Below are 18,466 nucleotides of genomic sequence, written 5' to 3'. Positions count from 1 at the left end.
TAAGTAGTATGAAAACTAATCAAGTTTAATCGTCAAAGAGAACGGGGACTAAAAAATGATGGGAAAAATGAACAAATTAGAACTCTGTCCGGAATGTAATTCCAGACTTAACGAAAACGAAAACATACAGTATTGTGAAAACTGCGGTTACTGGACACAGAAAGGAACTGCAAGGTTTGATTCTATCGCTATTTTCGCCTGATCACAAAAACAGAATTATTTCTAGATCAGAAATCTCAATTAAGTAAAAACGAAGGACTTGTTCCTTCTTTTGTTTTTGTAATTTCTAATATCATAATAGAAAAAATCTATTGTATACACCCAGCCAACAAATCTGAGGTTTTATACAAAGTCTATTATTTAAGCTCTTCTTCAATCTCCTCCGGCTCTTCTTCCATTATATTGAGTTTGCATTGATTATCCACATCACATACAATATTTGCGGTGCCAAATACCTCTTTTACAGGGATAACAAAACCCAATCCAATTCCCGATTTGTTCAGACCTACGTCTTCATTGATAATATCTATAATCCCTCTGGCGTTTTTAGATTCTGCAAGTGTCAGAACTATTTCTTTTTCCGGCTCAATCAGCATTCCAAGCAGTTTCTTATTCTCATGAACGCCTGTACCACGCCCAAAAACGATGGTCCCACCTTTTGCGCCTGCTTTGCGGGATGCTTTTACTACCTCGTCACCCCAGCCTTTCTTTACTATGCTTACTATCAAAACCGGATCATATTCATCATTCATTATCTTTCCTTCCTATATGTCTTATATATACACCTAAAAATATTACAAAAATGATTGGGGCCAAGGCTATCAATGCTATCATGCCGAAACCATCAATAACAGGGTCCCTGTTCCCAAGCGAAGAAGCAACGCCTACTGCCATGGACATCAAAAAAGTAACTGCCATTGGTCCGGTAGCCACACCTCCCGAATCAAAGGCTATGGCTATATAATCTTCATCACTAAACCACATAAGCAGCAATGATAAAAGATAGGCCGGTATTACTATGTATATAAAAGGAATATCGTAGACCAGTTTTGCCATTGCTATGCCAACAAATACGGCAACGGCTATGGATAAAGTATAAAGCATGAGATTTGCTCTAATATATCCACTGGATGATTTTTCTATTTGATAGCACAATACTCTTACAGCAGGTTCTGCAAAGGTAGCAAGGAAACCAAGTAGAATACCAACAGGAATAAGTACCCATTTTTGCTCAAAGCTACCGAAAAAATAACCCATCTCTATGCCTACTGCAAAAAAACCATTGTAAACTCCATAGAGGAACAGTATCATTCCTGCAGCTGTCATGATTATTCCCATTGACAACTTTATAAGTTTTGAAGATGGGAATTTAAGGTATAATAACTGAAAAATTATGAAGAAAATTATGAGAGGGACCAAAGCCTCAAAAACCTCTAGAACGATGGCGATCAGAGTCTGCCCATGCTCCACACTGCTCAGGTAAATACCCCCATGAGCATTACACTGATTATCGGTCCAATTGAAGCCAGGCCGATGAGCCCGAAACCATCAGAAAGCTCTGATCTTTCACCCAATACAGACACAGTACCTATGCCTAATGCAAGTATAATCGGAACTGTCATGGGCCCTGTTGTCACTCCTCCTGCATCATAGGCGATGGCAATGTACTCAGGTTTTGTCAAAAAGGATAGCATTATAACAATCAGGTACCCAGCGGTCAGGAGATATTTTATTTGCACACTATATATTATCCTTAGCATTGAGACTGATACAAAGAAACCCACGCCGCAAGCAATGGAAAGTATCAATACATTACGAGAAATACCATCATCTGACACAGAATTGATCATGGTGCTCAGTACCCTTACATCAGGCTCTGCAATTGTTGCCATGAAAGAGAGAACAAATGCAACGACTACTATAAATATCAGCGAATTATGCTTTGGCAGTTCGGCGCCAATAGATTCACCTATTGGAAGCATTCCCATCTTTACACCCATAAGGAAAAGCACCATTCCTGCAATTACCAGAAATGCTCCTGTAATGAACGAAAGGAGTATATCTGAACTCATATCTATTACAAGGATTAAAATAAGAACTGCCACGCTAAGAGGCAACACAGCCATGAAGACCTCCTTGAATGTCTCTTTAAAATCATCTATCATGATATTATCCTCTTCTATCCCTTTTAACGTTCACAGACATGATAATCCTAATTCTAAAGTTTACCTTGTTTACAATAAACTGGACAATATCCAATATATTATATCTCATACTGTCCATAAAAATATATGCATACAGGTGTTATAATCCACTTTTCAACTTATATAAGGAAAAATGTAGATAAGTAAAGTATTCATACTGAAAAAAGACGCTGAGGGAGAGATTCGAACTCTCGTAGCGCGTTAGCACTACCGGTTTTCAAGACCGGCGCCGTAGTCCACTTGGCTACCTCAGCATGTCGGATGGTATCTTAATAGCGACCAGACATATAAGCGTTTTGATACAAAAACGATATTGACAGTAATTGTCAATTATTGCTGTAAGATAAATTTTAGATGTTATATAAAGTAAAAAGTCAAGAGGAAAATTATTCCTCTGTAGCTTCAGCTTCTTCGTCCTCTGCAGGAGCTTCAGTTGCCTCAGGGGTTTCCTCGGCTGTTTCAGGGACATACGGATGCTTCTCGACAAATTCCAGATTTGGAATATCGAGTTTGTCGATAAGCTCATTTGCAATGGTCATCTTGGAGACAAGCCATCTCTGGTTAAAGCCAAGCTCGATTGGAGTGTAGATCCTGATAAGGTCATCTGTAACCTCAACCTCGATCTCTGGCATTCCGGTGTAGAGTGAAAGCAGACCCTGTGCCTTGGCAACCTTATCCTCGATCTTCTCTTCGATGGTGTACTCGTACTCAACTTCCTTACCTGCAAGAGCATGGTTAAGGTCAATACGTACTCTGCGACCAATGACCTGTGCAATTACGCCACGCTTTCCATTGAGCTCAATAGGCATTCCAGGGTATGGTCTCTGGTCACCGAGCTGGTCCTTGATCTTTGTAACTGAAACTGTCTCAACAAGAGAAGGATTGTGCGGACCGAATGCCATCTCAGGTGCAATTGTGATCTTACCGGAGTATCCTACATCCTTACCAATAAAATCCTCATCCAGACCCTTGATTGTGTGGCCTGAGCCAACGATCACAACATCTCCGCCGTAAACACCACGTGGATTGTAGATGCCGTTGTCTTTTGCAAGCTGTTCGTCTGTGGTGTCAAAGATCTGTCCTTCATTGAACCTGCCAGTATAGTTTATTTTTATGAAATCGCCTTTCTCAATTGCCAAATCGATCAACTCAATATAAATTATTTGATTAATAGTCTGATTTACTGATTAAATCCATGAATTGAATTACCTGCACGCTATACTCATAGGTCTTTAAGAATCTTTTGCCAGCAAAAAAAACGAGGAAAAGAAAAAACACAATCACAAAATAAAAATGGTCAAAGGATGATCAGAAAGTATCATCCACCACTATACCAAGAACAAACTCCCTGTCTGACCCATGAAGGAGTGTAATTGAAGACGGAAGCTCCAGGATATCTTCAAAACCATAGAACATGTTATCAAAAGGAACCCTGGTATCGTGCCAGTCAACCTTTCTGCTGTGGCTCAGAACACCCTTACCCTCACGATACTTGTAATTGTCCCGCACCCTGCCAATTGCTACTTCTTTCTCACACATCAGAGGAATAACGATTAGATCAAATATCCTGATATCATTAACAAAATGCAGCACATCCTTTGCCCATACTTCAAGCAAATCTACCGATGGAGTGCTCAGCCTTGCAAGCAAAGCTTTTTTCATCTGCTCCACACGCTCAAACTCATCAAACTCGTGCATAGTTGCATCGAATTGTTTGACCTCATCATCAAACTTCTGGAGTTTTGTGTTAAGGCGCTTCATCTTTTTCACAACTTCAGGACGCTCTTTGGAATAATCAACATTCTTGATGGCATCCTCAAACTCCTGTCTGAACTTCTGATCAAAATCTCTATACTTATCCCCAAAATGCATATATTTCTTATAATTAGGTGAACGGTGTTTGATATCCATCAATTCACTGCCGAACAAGTCCATAATATGCAGGTTCAGGTCAAATGAAATGAAATCCCTTTCTATGCAGGACTTTTCCTGCATACCGCAATAACCCGTACGTACTACCCATACATTGTTCCTGTGCTCGCGTACCATATCGTTCACCATTCAAACGCAATAAACATTGATTGAAACATTGACCGGACACTAATAAAGCAATCGTATGATTAACTGCCAGTTATTGTCAGTAGTCGATCAAAATTATCAGTTTACCAGTAATAGTTAGATATATTTAATAGAATGTGGTTTGTGATAAGCATATTGAGCCAAAGCTAAAAGAAATTACGGACAGGATCACTTTTTAATCTGTTGATCTGGCAAAAATCCAAAAAATAATCAACAAATCCTTAAAACAATCATGACACCTGAAGATTCATATGATATCATTGTAGTCGGAGCTGGTCCCGCCGGTTCCACCGCAGCAATGTACGCTGCTGGAAATGACATGTCTGTACTCCTTATTGAAAAGAAAAAGGATATAGGAGTACCTCTCCAGTGCGGAGGATTCCTTCCACACTACCCCGTATTGCAGGAACTTGTACCAAATGCAGAACTACCAGTGACCCTTGAGGAAATACCTTCATCTTGCATACATGCCACAGCCTCATACCAGCGTTTTATAGCTCCAAACGGTCTGTCAAAAGGTTTCGATGTTGATGCAGATGCGATTGACAGAAGACGCTTTGACAAACACCTGGCAAAACATGCAGCAAAAGCAGGTGCTGAATTATTAGTGGGAACAAACGTCACCGAAGTGAACGAAACAAAACTCTTCATGGATGGCGCCTTCGGTGAATTCGAAGTTGAAGGCAAGGTCATAATCGGTGCAGATGGACCTAATTCCATAGTAGCAAAGGCTTCAAACATGATCCGCGACCCTGACCCCATGGGAACCGGAACTGCTTTTGAATATGAACTCAGCGGTGTTGACATAGACAGGGAAGCAGTTGAAATGTATTTCGGAAAGGACTATGTTCCCGGTGGATACGCATGGATCATCTCACAGGGTGATGACACCGCAAACATTGGTGTTGGCATCCGTGAAGCTCTTTTTGAAGAGCACCTATGCGCCAGAGACTATCTTGAGCGTTTTATGTACAAGCATCCGATAGCCAGCAAAAAACTGGAAGGCGCATCCATAACCTCTGTTGTCGCAGGACTTGTTCCGGTAGGAGGAGCACCTAAAGTAACCGCTTCAAACAATACACTGATAGCAGGTGATGCGGCAGGTCATATCATAGCAACCAACGGTGGAGGAATATCCACTGCAATGGTCGGAGGAAAACTTGCAGGAGAAACTGCAGCAGAATTCCTCAAAGGCAAATGCAGACTTCAGGAATATGAAACTAGATGGAGACAACAGATGGGACTTGAAATCAAGACCGCAGTCTATGTGCGTAAACTCATGGACAGGCTCATGCTCTCCGACAGGCTTATGAGCACAGCAATTAAAATGATAACACCAGATCAAATGAAAGCCATACAGTGCGGTCAGCTACCTGATCCGGTCAAAAAGACATTAATGAAACTGAATGTGGGACTCAGTTAATGTATATTTTCGTCTATGGAACCCTCAAAAAAGGTGACCCTAACCATAAACTTCTGAAAGGTTCAAGTTTTGTGTGCTCGACACAAACCGCAGGGAATTATGTGATGATAGACCTTGGAGCATTCCCGGGAGTTCTCAAACCCGAAGATATATCTCAAATGCCAGTGTCTGCTATTATGGGGGAAGTGTATGATATCAGTGAGCAGACCCTTAAAGAACTGGATTATTATGAAGGCGACTGGTATTACAGGGAAAAGATCCGACTTAAGAACGGACTTTCAGCATTGATGTATTTCCTCAAGAAAATTCCACCCCTAAATTATCAAATAATCACAGAAGGACACTGGGCTAAATAACAAGAGGCTGAGGGAAGATATTGAAAGAAAATAGCAATGATATCCCCATGTTCGGAGGAACTATCAGTTACGAAGCTTTTGGAAACCTCTATCTGAATATAACCAATCAATGTAGCGCAAGCTGTACATTCTGCATCCGTGAAGGATGTGACGGGGTTTACGGTTACAACCTTCGTCTGTCCAGAGAACCTACTGAGGAAGAAATAATCTCTGATCTCGAAAAATATGAGCTCAGCAAGTTCAAAGAAATTGTTTTCACAGGTTTTGGAGAACCAACATGCCGTTTTGATATTGTACTCCATATAACCGAATGGCTCCACAAAAAAGGGGTCCACGTCAGACTTGATACAAATGGACACGCTGCACTCATGAATCCCGAAATGAATGTCGTAGAGAAGTTGAAGGCATCCGGGCTTGATTCTGTTTCAGTTAGTCTGAATGCAGAATCTGAAGAAAAATATAACAAACTTTGCAAACCCAGGTATGAAGGAGCATACAAGGCAGTCCTTGATTTTGCAAAAGAAGCAGTAAAAACAGGAATTAAGACCCGTATGACAGTTGTTGGTCAGGAAGGAATTGACATCGACAGGTGTAAAAAAATAGCAACTGACATCGGTGCCACATTCAAGGTAAGATAAATTCACAAAATAAGCGAGTCTGTTCAGAAATACTTGAACAGATCATCCCTCTTTTCATTATGTAACCTCTGCCTGATAAGTGATTTCAGAGCTTTCAGGTCACCTTTCTTTGCACTTATCGGAGCAACAGTATCGATCCACTGTTTCCATGGTGGCAGCATGTTCAGCTTATCACATATATAATCCAGGGTCGCATCTATCTCTTTATTCTTGATCTTATCAGTTTTGTTCACGGCCAGAATTATATCAAAACCCAGTTCCTGGAAAAGCTCAAACATCTCAATATCTATTGGGATTTCGCCACGATCTTCCCAGCGCTGTATGATATCAATAAAAGAAGCTCCATCAATGACAAGAACAGCAATATTGACCCTGTCAGTATTTTTCTCGATGTATCGCACGATCTGATCTTTCACAATATCCTGCTTGCGATCCTTCACACCGCTCATGAAACCAAATCCAGGCAGATCGGTAAGAAGCAGATCGGAATATCTTATATGAGTGGGCTTAAGTGTCACACCAGGACGCTTTCCAACTTTAACATTCTTTCCTGTAAGCTGTTTTATGATGGAGGACTTTCCTACATTGGATCTTCCGGAAAAAAGTATCTCAAAATTAATACCCTCAAGGTCATCATTCTTTTTTGCCATTTATATCGCCGTTTTTATATCTCGTTAAATTTTGCAACCCTGTGTTTCTGAACCCCTATAGCCTTATCGAGCTCTCTGAGGAACGCATTAAATGAATCTTTCGGAATTCTCGCACCGGCTGCAGCAGCATGTCCGCCACCACTTCCACCAAACAAAGGAGCTATTCTGCGCAATAAGAGGTTCAGGTCTACAGATTCAGAATTTCTGGAACGCAGACTCATATCATAAGCATTTCTCTTGTGCCTGAACTCGGCAGATATGCCCACATCCCGCTGCCCGTATGAAGCAGCATATATTGCAGATTTTGACATATAACCATTGGGATCCACCACATAAGCCAGATTATTAAGAGCTTTAACTTCATGTTTTACGTGTATCCGGAGTTTTTCTTCAAGAGAAGCACCTTCTTTTGCATACTTGAGCACATTGGGTATCTCTGTAGGAATCTTATCATGGGACAAAGGCACAATGAGCTTTCTTTTAAAATCATAGTTCCTTCCTGAATAGATAAGGGCCTGAATAAGTGTACCTGCCTGGAAAAATAAACTTCTCTTATCCCAGTCACGAAGCCATTCCTTCACAGACGGACTGCTGTCATAATAATCACCAATTGCGCCATATATCGCTACTCTGCGCATATCTCTGCTTAATCTATCCTCAAGTACCTTGTATGTGAGCTCTGATGCACAGATACCCCGATCGTGATGTAACCAGTTTGCAGTAACACACCTGTCCGGCAAAGGATGATGATCAATGTATGTCAGATCAGCAACTGATGCAATCTCATCAAGTCTTTTAAACAGATCCATGCAGTGCTTTTCATCAATAGCAATATCACTTATGATCACATTCCTGTAACCATCTGCAATGTTCAGGTCATCAATGACCCCTACTGGAGACGTAAAGTATACATCAGCCTCAGGATAAGCACTTTTTGCAATGGCTCCTGCACATACTCCGTCCGAATCCCCGTGAGTCAGGATAAGGGTCGATTTGTCCTCATGTTTTCTGGATTTTGTCATGGAAACATTCCTGGTTTAATAATAGAAAAATCTCATTGGACTATTCTCAAAAAGAGAATGACATCATAGTATTTTTTCTTTGGTATTATTCAGGAATTCAGTTATCCTATCCAGAATATCATACAGGACCTGTAATTTGCCATGGTCCTCTTCAGTTTCAGCGAAATTCTGAGAACTTTGTTCCGGGCTTGCATCGCTTTGAACTGTTTCTTCAATATGAGTTTCGTCAGTTATCTCTTTATTTCCGGAACTGGAAGCCACGACAACATCAGGATCAATAACCTGAAGAATGGATCTTTTTGAATATGCAGTTCCCGAATACTCATTCGAATCGACAAATTTGGCCGTTGCTGAAGGAATGACTATGTCACCTACTTTATCCATACGCACAGAATATTCGACCAAAAATGTATTATCCGGATGTAAAACAAGACTGCCACCCATTACACCGGAAATTACTTTTCCACCTATAGGGGGTTGATCGGAAAGACTCACATAAGCTGCTCTGTCACCTTCGTTTACCACTTCAACAGATATATTTACATTATTATTCAAGCTGACATTATCCGAACTTAGTGTCTTAGTAACTACTATATAAGGACCATGAACAACAAGAGTTGAAGAATTCATTTCTTTAGAATAAGTCTTCTCTCCCAGGTTCATTTCAATCTGAGTTCCATTAATCTCATAAGTGCCTGGTTTTAAAGCTTTAACCGAGTACTCCAGAGTCCTTATATTATTTGGCTTAAAAGAATAATTCCAGACACCATCAGAATCCGGATCAAAAACAATTCCATCCGGCATCTCTGTTTCAATCATTAAAGATCCCGGAGAATCTCCCATCAGATATCTCATTTCAAGACTATAATAAGCCCTTTCCCCCATGTAAACCTCATCGCTGAAATCTTCATCAAATTCAAATGTAGCGTCCATTCTTGTTATTGTTTTAGGGATAGATTCGGTAGAATTAGAAATTGCCACACTAAGAACAGTATAAGGTGAAGCAATATCATTGCCAGTTACGATTTCAAGAGCAGTAATATTAAGCCTGTCATCAAAAGCAGTGTTATTGGAAAGACCTCCTGTATTGTTACTCAGTATAGCTCCCCATGAATCGTCATACATACTTGTTATAGTAAGCATTACATAGTCATTTTCATCATCACTCGGTCCGGCAGATGAAAAATCCTCTGCTTTGATCAGATAGCCACTGTGATTGACCTCATCTCCCCAATATAGTGTATACTCTTCAGCCTCCAGCCATTCAACATCATCTGACTGTGCACTTGCAACAATACAGAGAGAGAATAACAGCACAGTCAGTCCTATTAAAAGGAACAATTGCTGTTTCATATAATTATGACCTTTCTCTACGTTTTGATACAAGGTAAACTGCAAACAGGGCAAGTATCATAAAGCTGGCTTCAAATCCAGGTTGAACTCTGGTATCATCTTCCTGATAAATGTAGTCTTCACTGTTGCTAACTGAACTGCTTTGCTGAGCATTTGACGACGAAGAACTTGAAGAAGAAGAGGAAGAACTTTCTGTAGTTTCTTCTGAAGGATCGATAACTGTGATTACAGGACTATTAGAGATTCTTTCACCCTTGTATTCTTCAAAATCAATGAATGTAGCAGTTGTTTCAGGAACTCTAAGATCCTCTGTACTTTCAACTTTGATTTTATATGAATAAGTATAACTTTTTCCGTGTACTGCAACATCATGGAAACTCAGATCACCGCTTACATAGCTTGCAGCCTCAGGCATTGTTTCTGTTGTGGTTACACTGGCATCCTTGGTTCCCTGATTTTTCACAGTAACCTTAACAGTAGCTTCATCATCGGGGTTTACTGACTCCGGACTTACAGTTTTAGTAAGAACAATATCCGGACCATCGATTTTAATTTTTGATTTGTCAGACTTAAAGGTATGGGTTTTTCCTTCCGGATCAGTGAAAGTAGCAGTTGCAACAGGAATGTTATAGGTCCCGGTCTTTGTTGGTTTTAAAGTATATTCCATAATCTTTGCCTGTGTTTCTTTAGAACCAATAGACAGGGTTACTTCATTCTCAACATTATCCTGAATTTCAAGATCACTGGTCTGCGGGTTTTCCAGAGTCACAGAACTCAGGCCATATATACCATTATTCCAGACACTCACTGAAACATGCGCAGTTTCATCCATGTAGATCTCTTCAGTTACTGTTTTAGAGACAATTAGCTCTACCACTGGTTTAATGGTAATTGTCTTCTTTTCACTATCTTCATGGATCTCACCATTGATATCCTCTGATCTCGTAGTTACTGTAATATCAACATCAGTCTCATCCCAGTATTCAGGAATCTCAAGTTCGATCTCTATTTGATCAAGCACTTCATCCTCTTCAATGGATGTAAAATGATATGAGTCCTTACCATCAATAAGCTCCATGCCATCGGTATCAACTTCCACAGTAAGGTCTTCTGCTTCTGCATCACCTTCATTGTCTATATCTATGGTTGCAACAATTGACTGGTAAGCCACAGTACGCGGATCATATTCATCATCTTCAGTCTTGATAGTAATTCCCATTTCAGGAATTCCTCTTTCATAAACCTCAATGGCAGCGGTCGGATTGTCCATATTTCCTGTCCATTCATCGAGATTCAGAGTTACTTTCTTAACATAGATACGAAGATCATCACCGTATTCTGTATCACGGAACTCAAAACCTTCACCGGCACGTGCAGGAGATTTCTTTTGGAGCTCACCGTCACGATAGATGCCTATACTAACAAAACCATCTTCATTGAAGTCTTCAACTTTTATTGTATAATCATCTAATTTAAGAGTGCCTCCCCATTTCAGAGTACCACTCTTGGAAGCGCTGTCAGTCCACTCTATGTCATCAAGTGTATATGCCATTACAGGTGAACTCAATAAAATAATGAATAGCAGACAGAAAAGTAGTTTGCGAATCATAAAAATCCCTTTTTGTTTTTTTTAGGCTATATTTTCGGATATAAAGGTTTAAATCCCCTGAGCTGTGATGGTCTGTCAATAACCTTTGTTCTGGAAGTAGATTCAGGCATGTTCATAAGAGACGGCTGCAAGATCATTCCTGCAATGGATTTATCCTTTACAAGTGAACTTCCGTATCCAGAATCAATATGCCCGTTATTAGGATGCAATACATTTGTATCATATGCTACCTTTGATTCCTGACGATCTTTTTCAGATTCTTTTTTAGAGAGACCGGCATGCATATCCCGTTCCTTGGCTTTGTGACCTTCGTCCTTGCCCAACGTATATTTTTCCTTGACCAATGTGGGAAATCCAGCAGCTCTGGCAAGATCTTCAAGCATGGAATAACGTTCGCTAACCCAGCCAAGCTCCGAATGCTTATGATAACCTACTTCAAAGCCAAGATCATAGGCATTTTTTGAAAGTTCATTAACCTCAGCATCAGTAAGCTGGGTTTTTTCTTCCTTTTTGGAAAAGAATCTTACCATCTGGATACACCATCATTCAAGAAGACCATTGATCACAAGTCCCTTGTCACCGAAATTTACTGCCCGCATGTTACAATCATGTTTTGTACCACGCATTTTGATGATCTGCAATGCACGGGTCATTGTTTTATCATAAAGGAAATTATGCATGAATACTACTCCATGTGCAGCGAACTGTTCTGTGGAATAAGCACTTGGATCGGTCATCTCGGATATAAGTATGGTTGTGCAGCCAAGTTTCTTAAGATTCCGTATGAAGCGACTCATTTCTTTTTCCTGCAACGAAAGATCCCTTGTAGTGAACCTTATTGCTGAGACGGAATCTATCACAAGCCTCTTTACATCATACTCTGAAACGTAAGCTGCAATCTCCTTGAAAACTATTGCAGGCGATGGAGCCTCATGTTCTCCTGCTGATGCTGAGACCTCATATTCCGGAGTTATGTACTCGCTCATTTCATCCATAAAACCGTATTCCATCCTCGGTCCGAGATCTGCAAAAAGCAGTTTTTTCATCTTGATAAGAGTGAGCACGTTCATGGAGTAATTGGACATGTCATCGATGATATTTTGCGGACTTTCAAGTAAGGTTACATAAAGTCCGGTTTCACCGAGAGCTGCGCCATGCGCCAGATACTGCACACAAAAAGTCGTTTTGCCACTGCCAGGTGGACCACTCACAAGATAAACACGATCTGAAAGCAGACCTCCCTGCACCAGCTCGTCAAAACCTTCTATTCCTGTCTTTATTCTCATGAACTATCCTCGAATAACCACTAATTGATCTATATATAATGCGTATTTATAATTATACTGTGCATCTATTTGAATGCTTCGATTGTATTCACATCTATAAAATAATAGTAAACATATAATTTTGTGCAACATTTGATTATTAATTTGCGATAGTTTAAAGTCAATTAGAATCAATCATTCTTTTATGCAACTAACAGACGTAATCAGTGTTCTGGAAGATATCGCTCCACCTGAACTGGCCGAAGATTTCGATATTGGAAGAGTGGGTCTTAATTTAAACCTTGAAAATGATGTTCAGAAAATTGCTGTGGCACTTGACCCCACAGAATATGTACTTAACAGAGCTGCCATGATTGAGGCGGACTTGCTTGTTACGCATCATACACTGATATTCCATGCTGTTCACTGCATTAGTAAAGAACTTGCAGACAGCCTGAAGATTGCACTGGATAATGAAATTTCACTGTACTCAATGCACACTAATTTTGATAAAGCAAAAGGCGGCATCAACGATGCACTTGCAAACAGACTGGGTCTTTCAGATATAAAGGAAATTCCAATTGGTCGTATTGGGAGTATAAGTCCGTGTTCAGTAGAGACTTTTGTAAACCATGTTTCAAAAAGTCTTGGAACACACATTCAGTTTGCAGGGAATGTAGATGAGATAAGAAAAGTAATGGTATTCGGAGGAAGCGGTTTCAGGTCAGAGTACATCGACACAGCCAGAAACTATGGCGCTGATGCCTATGTATCATCAGAATTGAAACATGACATTATCCGATCTTACAGTGACATGCTGCTTGTGGATGCAACACATTATGCCACCGAAAATCCGGGAATGCAGGATCTTTGCCCGGTGCTTGCTGAAAGACTTGGAATTGATGTGGAATTCATTGACCATGATCCACTGATAAAAACTATTTAATCTCCGTGATAGCATGCCGGAAAAAGAAAATAGAAATGCTGATGAGATCGATGAAGATGAACTGGATGAGCTCTTTGAGCAAAACATAAAAAAAAGACGGGAACCAAAGCACCGCGGATACGGAAATTACGAAAGAAGAAGAATATACAAAGGACCTTCCGTAAAAAAAGAATAGATAACATTCCTAAATATTCTTATTCTCTTCTGTCTATCACTTTTTTTCCGCATTTCTCAGGAACTATTGTCAATTCCCCACCTTCAAAATCCATTCTCAGGGGATCGGTTCCTGCTATACGATCTAAAGTTACTGCCACAGCAGCAACTTCCGAATGAGGTTGGTTGCCAACTGCAACATTCCAGTCCGCCATCTCATATATCTCAAAGGGAACCTTTTCAGCACCTACTACGATCATGAGCTTTTTGCATTCTTTAATTTCAGGAACTGCATCAGGAAGGTTGATTCCGTACATTGACAGATGACATACTTTTCCACCTTCTTCCTTCCATTTTCTGATCTCAGCTTTCCAGCTAACATCATTCTTAACATAGAAATCACCGCCAAAACGGTTGCAAACATCAGCAATGTTGCCTGAAAGCTTTTTATCATCTGATGCCAGAAGCATACCCTCGGCACCGAAGGCACGTGCTGTAAGACCAACATGGGTGGTAATCCTCTTATCCCGCTGCGGACGGTGTCCAAGCCTTAATATTACTATTTTATCAGGCATGTTTATCGTTTCAGAGTTCTGTTATATCAGCAACTTTCTCAAGAAGCATTCCTTCTACAACAATTGGAAGGTCTTCCCTTGCGTTTTTGATGGCATCTGCAAGTTTATCTTCCTTTTCAGCGTAGATAGTAAGTACAGGCTGACCTGCTTCAACTGCCTCACCGCGCTTCTTGTGTATCCTTACACCTGCTCCCTTGTCATTGGGAGCACCTGCAAGCCTTGCGATCTGTACAATGCGCTTGTTGTGGAATTCAAGGACATAACCATTTGTAGGAGCTTTTAGTTCTGCTGTATACTGACCCACCTTAATGTCCCTGTAAGTTACAGTAGGGTCTCCACCCTGTATCTCGATGATCTCTTTTAGTTTAGCAAATGCCTTACCATTCTTCAAGGTTTCTATAGCAAGACTGTGACCCTGACCCTTTGCAGCAACTCCACCCATCTCAAGGAGCATACCTGCAAGCACTGCACTCTTTTCAATAAGACTGTTCGGACCTTCCATTGTTTCAAGAACTTTCAGTGCCTCAATAACCTCAAGTGCAGGACCAATTGTTCTTCCTACAGGGGAAGCACCGTATGTCAGTGCACAATCAACATCCATTCCAAGGCGATCCCCAAGATTGATAAGATCCCTTGCAAGCTTTCTTCCGGTCTTTACATCAGGTATTTTTGTACCAGCGCCGGTAGGAATGTCCATAACAACCTTCTGGGCACCGACTGCACCTTTTTTTGCCATGATCGAAGCCAGAAGCTGACAGTGCGGATCAATTGAAAGCGGATACTCGATCCTGATAAGTTTGTCATCCGCAGGTGCGATGTTAGTTGCACCACCCCAGACGATCACACCGCCGACCTTTTCGGTCATTTCCTTAATCTGCTGTGCGGTGAATTCTACCGGAGCCAGAATTTCCATGAGATCTGCTGTCCCGCCTGCCCCTGTTATTGCACGGGAACTTGTCTTAGGAATAAGTAAACCATTGGCTGCAACAATAGGAACTATCAGAAGAGATATCTTGTTTCCCGGGACTCCGCCAATTGAGTGTTTGTCCATGATAGGTGTTGTGGCGAACTCTATGCGTTCACCTGTATCGATCATAGCCTTGGTGAGCCATTCAGTTTCGTCCTCGGTCATGTCTTTAATGTAAGTAGCAGTGAGGAAAGCAGCCAGTTCAATATCATTCAGATTTTCTTCTACGATATCCTTTACAAGTTCGTATATCTCGTCCCTATCCAGACTTTTGCCGTCCATAACCTTTCTGATAATACGTGCAGATTTAGGTTTCTCAGCAGGTTCAACGTCAACGGTTTCTGTCCATTCTTTCTGAAGTTGTTCATGAACTTCATGATACAGCCCAATCATTCCGGGAGCTATCATATCCTCTGTGAAATCAACAATAGCTGTCAGGACCTTATGATCCTTGATCCTTACCCTATCGCCTTCATTTACTCCCATTTCCTTGGCATCGATGGTATTCAGTACTACCTTATATTTGCCGACCTTGATATCAATAGGCTGAACTTTTAGCTGCATTATTTCACCTTTTATAATATAACAGGGAAATACCCGAAGGAATAAATAGCTTTATGGTTAGCCGGAAAAAATAAGGCCAGAATATCTGGGAAATGATGAAAATAAAGACAATACCAGATATTCCATATTGAAATGTTAAATGGATTTAATCTTCAACAGGATACGCTGCTTCGCACTTTGAAGTAAGAACGCTCTTTCCGGTCACTAAATTCTTTGTTGTGCAGGCCATCCATTTCCAGTGTAATACCAGATGTATAACTGAGAATGCAACCATCAGGAGTCCTATCAGCTCATGCATATGGAGTAATTCTCTGCTGTTAAATCCCAGAAAACTTGTTCCATGGTTTCCAAACATAAGGACAACTCCTGTAACGCTTACTATAAATGACTGTACTAATAGTGGGATGTCCACCATATAATTCAGCGTATTTCTCTTCATTTTTCGCTCCTTTTGTATGCTCAATCTTTTTGTTCTTATTGTTCTCTTTGTTTTCTGTTGTTTTTATTGTGGATAGTTACTGTGTACGATATGAAATTGTGATTGGAAAAAAGACCACATGTTATGATGGTGTACGATATGTATGGTGGTACATTGGTGGTTGGTGATGATGGTTGTTGGTAGTACGTTAACATGTGATCTTACAATTCCTGGATTCGCAAATTCAAATATAAACATACTTACAACTAAAAAGATGGAATAAAGCTTTAATTTTGATTTAAAAGAAAATAAAGTTTTGAAAATCATTTAAAGCTATATTAAATGACTTTTCCACTAACAGATAGCCCATAAAGTTTTATTTTGAAAATTGTACTCAAAAAAAGAGAATCTACCAGTTAATTTAAAACCAATAAAAAATTATAGTGTCCCATGAGCAATTTCATGCAAGCTGCAATAGATGAAGCACGTGAGGGGATGAAAGATAACCATGGCGGCCCTTTCGGCGCAATTATAGTCAAAGATGGAAAAGTAGTGTCCAGAGCTCACAATAAGGTATTAATTACCAATGATCCCACAGCACATGCTGAAGTTCTGGCAATCCGTCAGGCATCTGAGGTTCTGGAGAACTTCGACCTTTCCGATTGTGAGATATATACAAGTTCCCAGCCATGCCCCATGTGTCTTGCAGCCATCTACTGGGCACGAATAAAAAAGGTGTATTTTGGAACGAACAAAGAAGATGTTGCTGCAATAGGTTTTGATGACAGCCTTTTCTACAAATTTATCAGAGAAGAGGATGAGAATGCACTGGAGATGCTGAATATTGACAGAAAGGAGTGTCTTGAACTTCTCAGGGAATGGGACGAAAAGAGCGATAAAAAAATGTATTAACCCACATCACTCTTAGGAACATCTTAATTTCATCTACATTATATATAGTATGAATTGAAGATAATAAAATAATTACCAAAATACGCCAAATGCAAGTTTGCTAAAATCATACACAGAGGGGAAACGTGGATATTAATCAATTAACACCGGCAATTATCTCATTACTGGTAACCCTCTCATTGATACTTATCTTTAATTTCCTGTTTCATAAAAAGAACCTCTTTTCCAGGGAAAGGATAATTCAGCAGATCATCTATGTATTAATACTGGTAACCGGACTCTTACTTACCATATTCACATTACCAATCGATGTTGAAGAAAAGAACATTGTCCTGACATTCGTAAGTATCGTTATTGGTGCCATAATCACTTTCTCCTCCACCACATTTGTATCAAATGCAATGGCAGGCATAATGCTTCGTCTGATTAATCCTTTCAGGGTAGGAGATTTTATCAAAATCGACGGAACCTTTGGCAGAATCACAGAGATCTACTTCCTGCACACCCAGGTCCAGTCTATTGACCGTGACCTCATAACAATTCCTAATCTGGCTCTTGTCTCAAAACCCCTGAAAACCATAAGGTCATCAGGCACTATTGTTACTACAAGCGTTTCACTGGGATACAATATACCCAGAAAAGATATCGAGAAAAGTCTTCTTCAGGCTGCTGAGATAACAGGACTTGAAACTCCTTTTGTGCATATTGAAAAACTGGGAGATTTTTCAATAAGCTACAAAGTCGGAGGGCTTCTGAAGGATATTGACAGGATCATAACTACAAGATCCGATTTTAAGAAGAACGTAATCGATAATCTCCATAACTCAGACATAGAGATTGTCTCACCCACATATATGAACCAGAGAGTGTTCAGCGAAGATTATGTGTGCATGCCGCCAAAAGAAGATAACAGGAAAGCTTCAAAAGAAAAAGAACCTGAAGTCAGAACTGAAGATATAATATTTGATAAAGCCATAATGGCCCAGATGCTTGACAGGATATATACAATAGCTGATAAGCTTTCTGTCCGCAGAAAGGACATGGAAGATAAGATAAAAGATATTCCTGATGAGGAGAAGAGGGATGAACTAAAAGAGCAGATAGGCATGCTTGCCAGGATCGAAGAAGACATCAGCCCGGAAATACAGGCACTTAAAGACCTGCCTGACATAACCTCCCTGCCGGACGACAAAGATGATGAATATATAGAAAAACTTGTCACTGCTGAGAAGGATATAACGCTTCTTGACAACAGGCATGAGGACCTGGAGAAGAAAATATTTAAAGCCCTTGAACAAGAATGATGAAAAGATTTTCTTAGATTACAGTCAT

General features: G+C 40.3%; 22 protein-coding genes and 1 tRNA gene. 8 read left to right on the top strand and 15 right to left on the bottom strand.

The window, feature by feature from the left end:
- Positions 1 to 55: 55 nt before the first annotated feature.
- Positions 56 to 202, top strand: coding sequence for a hypothetical protein (locus J2746_RS06510; RefSeq protein ID WP_209618400.1), 147 nt, complete (start codon positions 56 to 58; stop codon positions 200 to 202).
- Between the two features lie 154 nt (positions 203 to 356).
- On the opposite strand, the gene J2746_RS06505 is transcribed toward J2746_RS06510, so the two are convergent.
- From J2746_RS06505 to J2746_RS06480, 6 genes are all read right to left on the bottom strand, one after another.
- The gene (locus J2746_RS06505; protein WP_209618005.1) at positions 357 to 752 is read right to left on the bottom strand and encodes a P-II family nitrogen regulator; all 396 of its coding nucleotides are present in this window, start codon (positions 750 to 752) and stop codon (positions 357 to 359) included.
- Complete coding sequence (locus J2746_RS06500) at positions 745 to 1,470, bottom strand: DUF1538 domain-containing protein (protein ID WP_342451809.1); 726 nt, start codon at positions 1,468 to 1,470, stop codon at positions 745 to 747. The genes J2746_RS06505 and J2746_RS06500 overlap by 8 nt, the downstream gene beginning before the upstream one ends.
- 5 nt (positions 1,471 to 1,475) lie before the next feature.
- Entirely contained in the window at positions 1,476 to 2,165 is a 690-nt protein-coding gene (locus J2746_RS06495; RefSeq protein WP_209618002.1) for a DUF1538 domain-containing protein, read from the bottom strand.
- Positions 2,166 to 2,372: 207 nt separating this feature from the next.
- Positions 2,373 to 2,458: transfer RNA gene (locus tag J2746_RS06490), tRNA-Ser, on the bottom strand.
- Positions 2,459 to 2,590: 132 nt separating this feature from the next.
- Complete coding sequence (locus J2746_RS06485; RefSeq protein ID WP_209618000.1) at positions 2,591 to 3,343, bottom strand: FKBP-type peptidyl-prolyl cis-trans isomerase; 753 nt, start codon at positions 3,341 to 3,343, stop codon at positions 2,591 to 2,593.
- A gap of 169 nt (positions 3,344 to 3,512) precedes the next feature.
- A complete protein-coding gene (locus J2746_RS06480) occupies positions 3,513 to 4,253 on the bottom strand; it encodes a hypothetical protein (protein WP_209617998.1) in 741 nt (246 codons plus the stop codon).
- 262 nt (positions 4,254 to 4,515) lie between these two features.
- On the opposite strand from J2746_RS06480, the gene J2746_RS06475 reads away from it, so the two are divergent.
- The 3 genes from J2746_RS06475 to J2746_RS06465 are packed head-to-tail and all read left to right on the top strand — an operon-like array spanning position 4,516 to position 6,700.
- Positions 4,516 to 5,706: a geranylgeranyl reductase family protein gene (locus tag J2746_RS06475; RefSeq protein WP_209617995.1), complete on the top strand. Its 1,191-nt coding sequence runs from the start codon at positions 4,516 to 4,518 to the stop codon at positions 5,704 to 5,706.
- The gene (locus tag J2746_RS06470; protein WP_209617991.1) at positions 5,706 to 6,062 is read left to right on the top strand and encodes a gamma-glutamylcyclotransferase family protein; all 357 of its coding nucleotides are present in this window, start codon (positions 5,706 to 5,708) and stop codon (positions 6,060 to 6,062) included. The genes J2746_RS06475 and J2746_RS06470 overlap by 1 nt, the downstream gene beginning before the upstream one ends.
- 20 nt (positions 6,063 to 6,082) lie before the next feature.
- Positions 6,083 to 6,700, top strand: a complete 618-nt coding sequence (locus tag J2746_RS06465; protein ID WP_342451808.1) for a TatD family nuclease-associated radical SAM protein — start codon at positions 6,083 to 6,085, stop codon at positions 6,698 to 6,700.
- Positions 6,701 to 6,723: 23 nt separating this feature from the next.
- Here the strand turns inward: J2746_RS06465 and engB are convergent, their stop codons facing one another.
- From engB to J2746_RS06435, 6 genes are all read right to left on the bottom strand, one after another.
- A complete protein-coding gene (gene engB / locus J2746_RS06460; protein WP_209617988.1) occupies positions 6,724 to 7,350 on the bottom strand; it encodes a GTP-binding protein EngB in 627 nt (208 codons plus the stop codon).
- 14 nt (positions 7,351 to 7,364) lie between these two features.
- Positions 7,365 to 8,372 (bottom strand): DHHA1 domain-containing protein, encoded by a 1,008-nt coding sequence (locus J2746_RS06455; protein ID WP_209617986.1) that lies wholly within the window; start codon positions 8,370 to 8,372, stop codon positions 7,365 to 7,367.
- Positions 8,373 to 8,435: 63 nt separating this feature from the next.
- Positions 8,436 to 9,725, bottom strand: a complete 1,290-nt coding sequence (locus tag J2746_RS06450) for a hypothetical protein (protein WP_209617984.1) — start codon at positions 9,723 to 9,725, stop codon at positions 8,436 to 8,438.
- A gap of 4 nt (positions 9,726 to 9,729) precedes the next feature.
- Positions 9,730 to 11,277: a BatD family protein gene (locus J2746_RS06445; protein ID WP_209617981.1), complete on the bottom strand. Its 1,548-nt coding sequence runs from the start codon at positions 11,275 to 11,277 to the stop codon at positions 9,730 to 9,732.
- 83 nt (positions 11,278 to 11,360) lie between these two features.
- On the bottom strand, positions 11,361 to 11,864 hold the full coding sequence (locus tag J2746_RS06440) for a hypothetical protein (RefSeq protein WP_209617978.1): 504 nt from the start codon (positions 11,862 to 11,864) through the stop codon (positions 11,361 to 11,363).
- A gap of 12 nt (positions 11,865 to 11,876) precedes the next feature.
- Positions 11,877 to 12,620 (bottom strand): RAD55 family ATPase, encoded by a 744-nt coding sequence (locus J2746_RS06435; RefSeq protein WP_209617975.1) that lies wholly within the window; start codon positions 12,618 to 12,620, stop codon positions 11,877 to 11,879.
- Positions 12,621 to 12,804: 184 nt separating this feature from the next.
- Between J2746_RS06435 and J2746_RS06430 the strand changes: the two genes are divergently transcribed.
- Both J2746_RS06430 and J2746_RS06425 read left to right on the top strand, forming a co-directional pair.
- Positions 12,805 to 13,545 carry a Nif3-like dinuclear metal center hexameric protein gene (locus J2746_RS06430; RefSeq protein WP_209617973.1) on the top strand — a complete coding sequence of 247 codons (741 nt, stop codon included), beginning with the start codon at positions 12,805 to 12,807 and terminating at the stop codon, positions 13,543 to 13,545.
- Positions 13,546 to 13,558: 13 nt separating this feature from the next.
- On the top strand, positions 13,559 to 13,720 hold the full coding sequence (locus J2746_RS06425; protein ID WP_209617971.1) for a hypothetical protein: 162 nt from the start codon (positions 13,559 to 13,561) through the stop codon (positions 13,718 to 13,720).
- A 19-nt stretch (positions 13,721 to 13,739) separates the two neighbouring features.
- On the opposite strand, the gene J2746_RS06420 is transcribed toward J2746_RS06425, so the two are convergent.
- The 3 genes from J2746_RS06420 to J2746_RS06410 form a co-directional block, all read right to left on the bottom strand.
- Positions 13,740 to 14,273, bottom strand: a complete 534-nt coding sequence (locus J2746_RS06420) for a tRNA (cytidine(56)-2'-O)-methyltransferase (protein WP_209617969.1) — start codon at positions 14,271 to 14,273, stop codon at positions 13,740 to 13,742.
- 10 nt (positions 14,274 to 14,283) lie between these two features.
- The gene (locus J2746_RS06415) at positions 14,284 to 15,804 is read right to left on the bottom strand and encodes an AMP phosphorylase (protein WP_209617967.1); all 1,521 of its coding nucleotides are present in this window, start codon (positions 15,802 to 15,804) and stop codon (positions 14,284 to 14,286) included.
- A gap of 145 nt (positions 15,805 to 15,949) precedes the next feature.
- Entirely contained in the window at positions 15,950 to 16,243 is a 294-nt protein-coding gene (locus J2746_RS06410) for a DUF4405 domain-containing protein (RefSeq protein WP_209617965.1), read from the bottom strand.
- Between the two features lie 429 nt (positions 16,244 to 16,672).
- On the opposite strand from J2746_RS06410, the gene J2746_RS06405 reads away from it, so the two are divergent.
- Both J2746_RS06405 and J2746_RS06400 read left to right on the top strand, forming a co-directional pair.
- A complete protein-coding gene (locus J2746_RS06405; protein ID WP_209617963.1) occupies positions 16,673 to 17,134 on the top strand; it encodes a nucleoside deaminase in 462 nt (153 codons plus the stop codon).
- 125 nt (positions 17,135 to 17,259) lie between these two features.
- On the top strand, positions 17,260 to 18,438 hold the full coding sequence (locus tag J2746_RS06400; protein WP_209617961.1) for a mechanosensitive ion channel family protein: 1,179 nt from the start codon (positions 17,260 to 17,262) through the stop codon (positions 18,436 to 18,438).
- Positions 18,439 to 18,466: the final 28 nt, after the last annotated feature.

It is taken from the genome of Methanolobus bombayensis (assembly GCF_017873415.1).
Classification (GTDB): domain Archaea; phylum Halobacteriota; class Methanosarcinia; order Methanosarcinales; family Methanosarcinaceae; genus Methanolobus; species Methanolobus bombayensis.
This window is presented reverse-complemented; position numbering and strand designations above follow the sequence as displayed.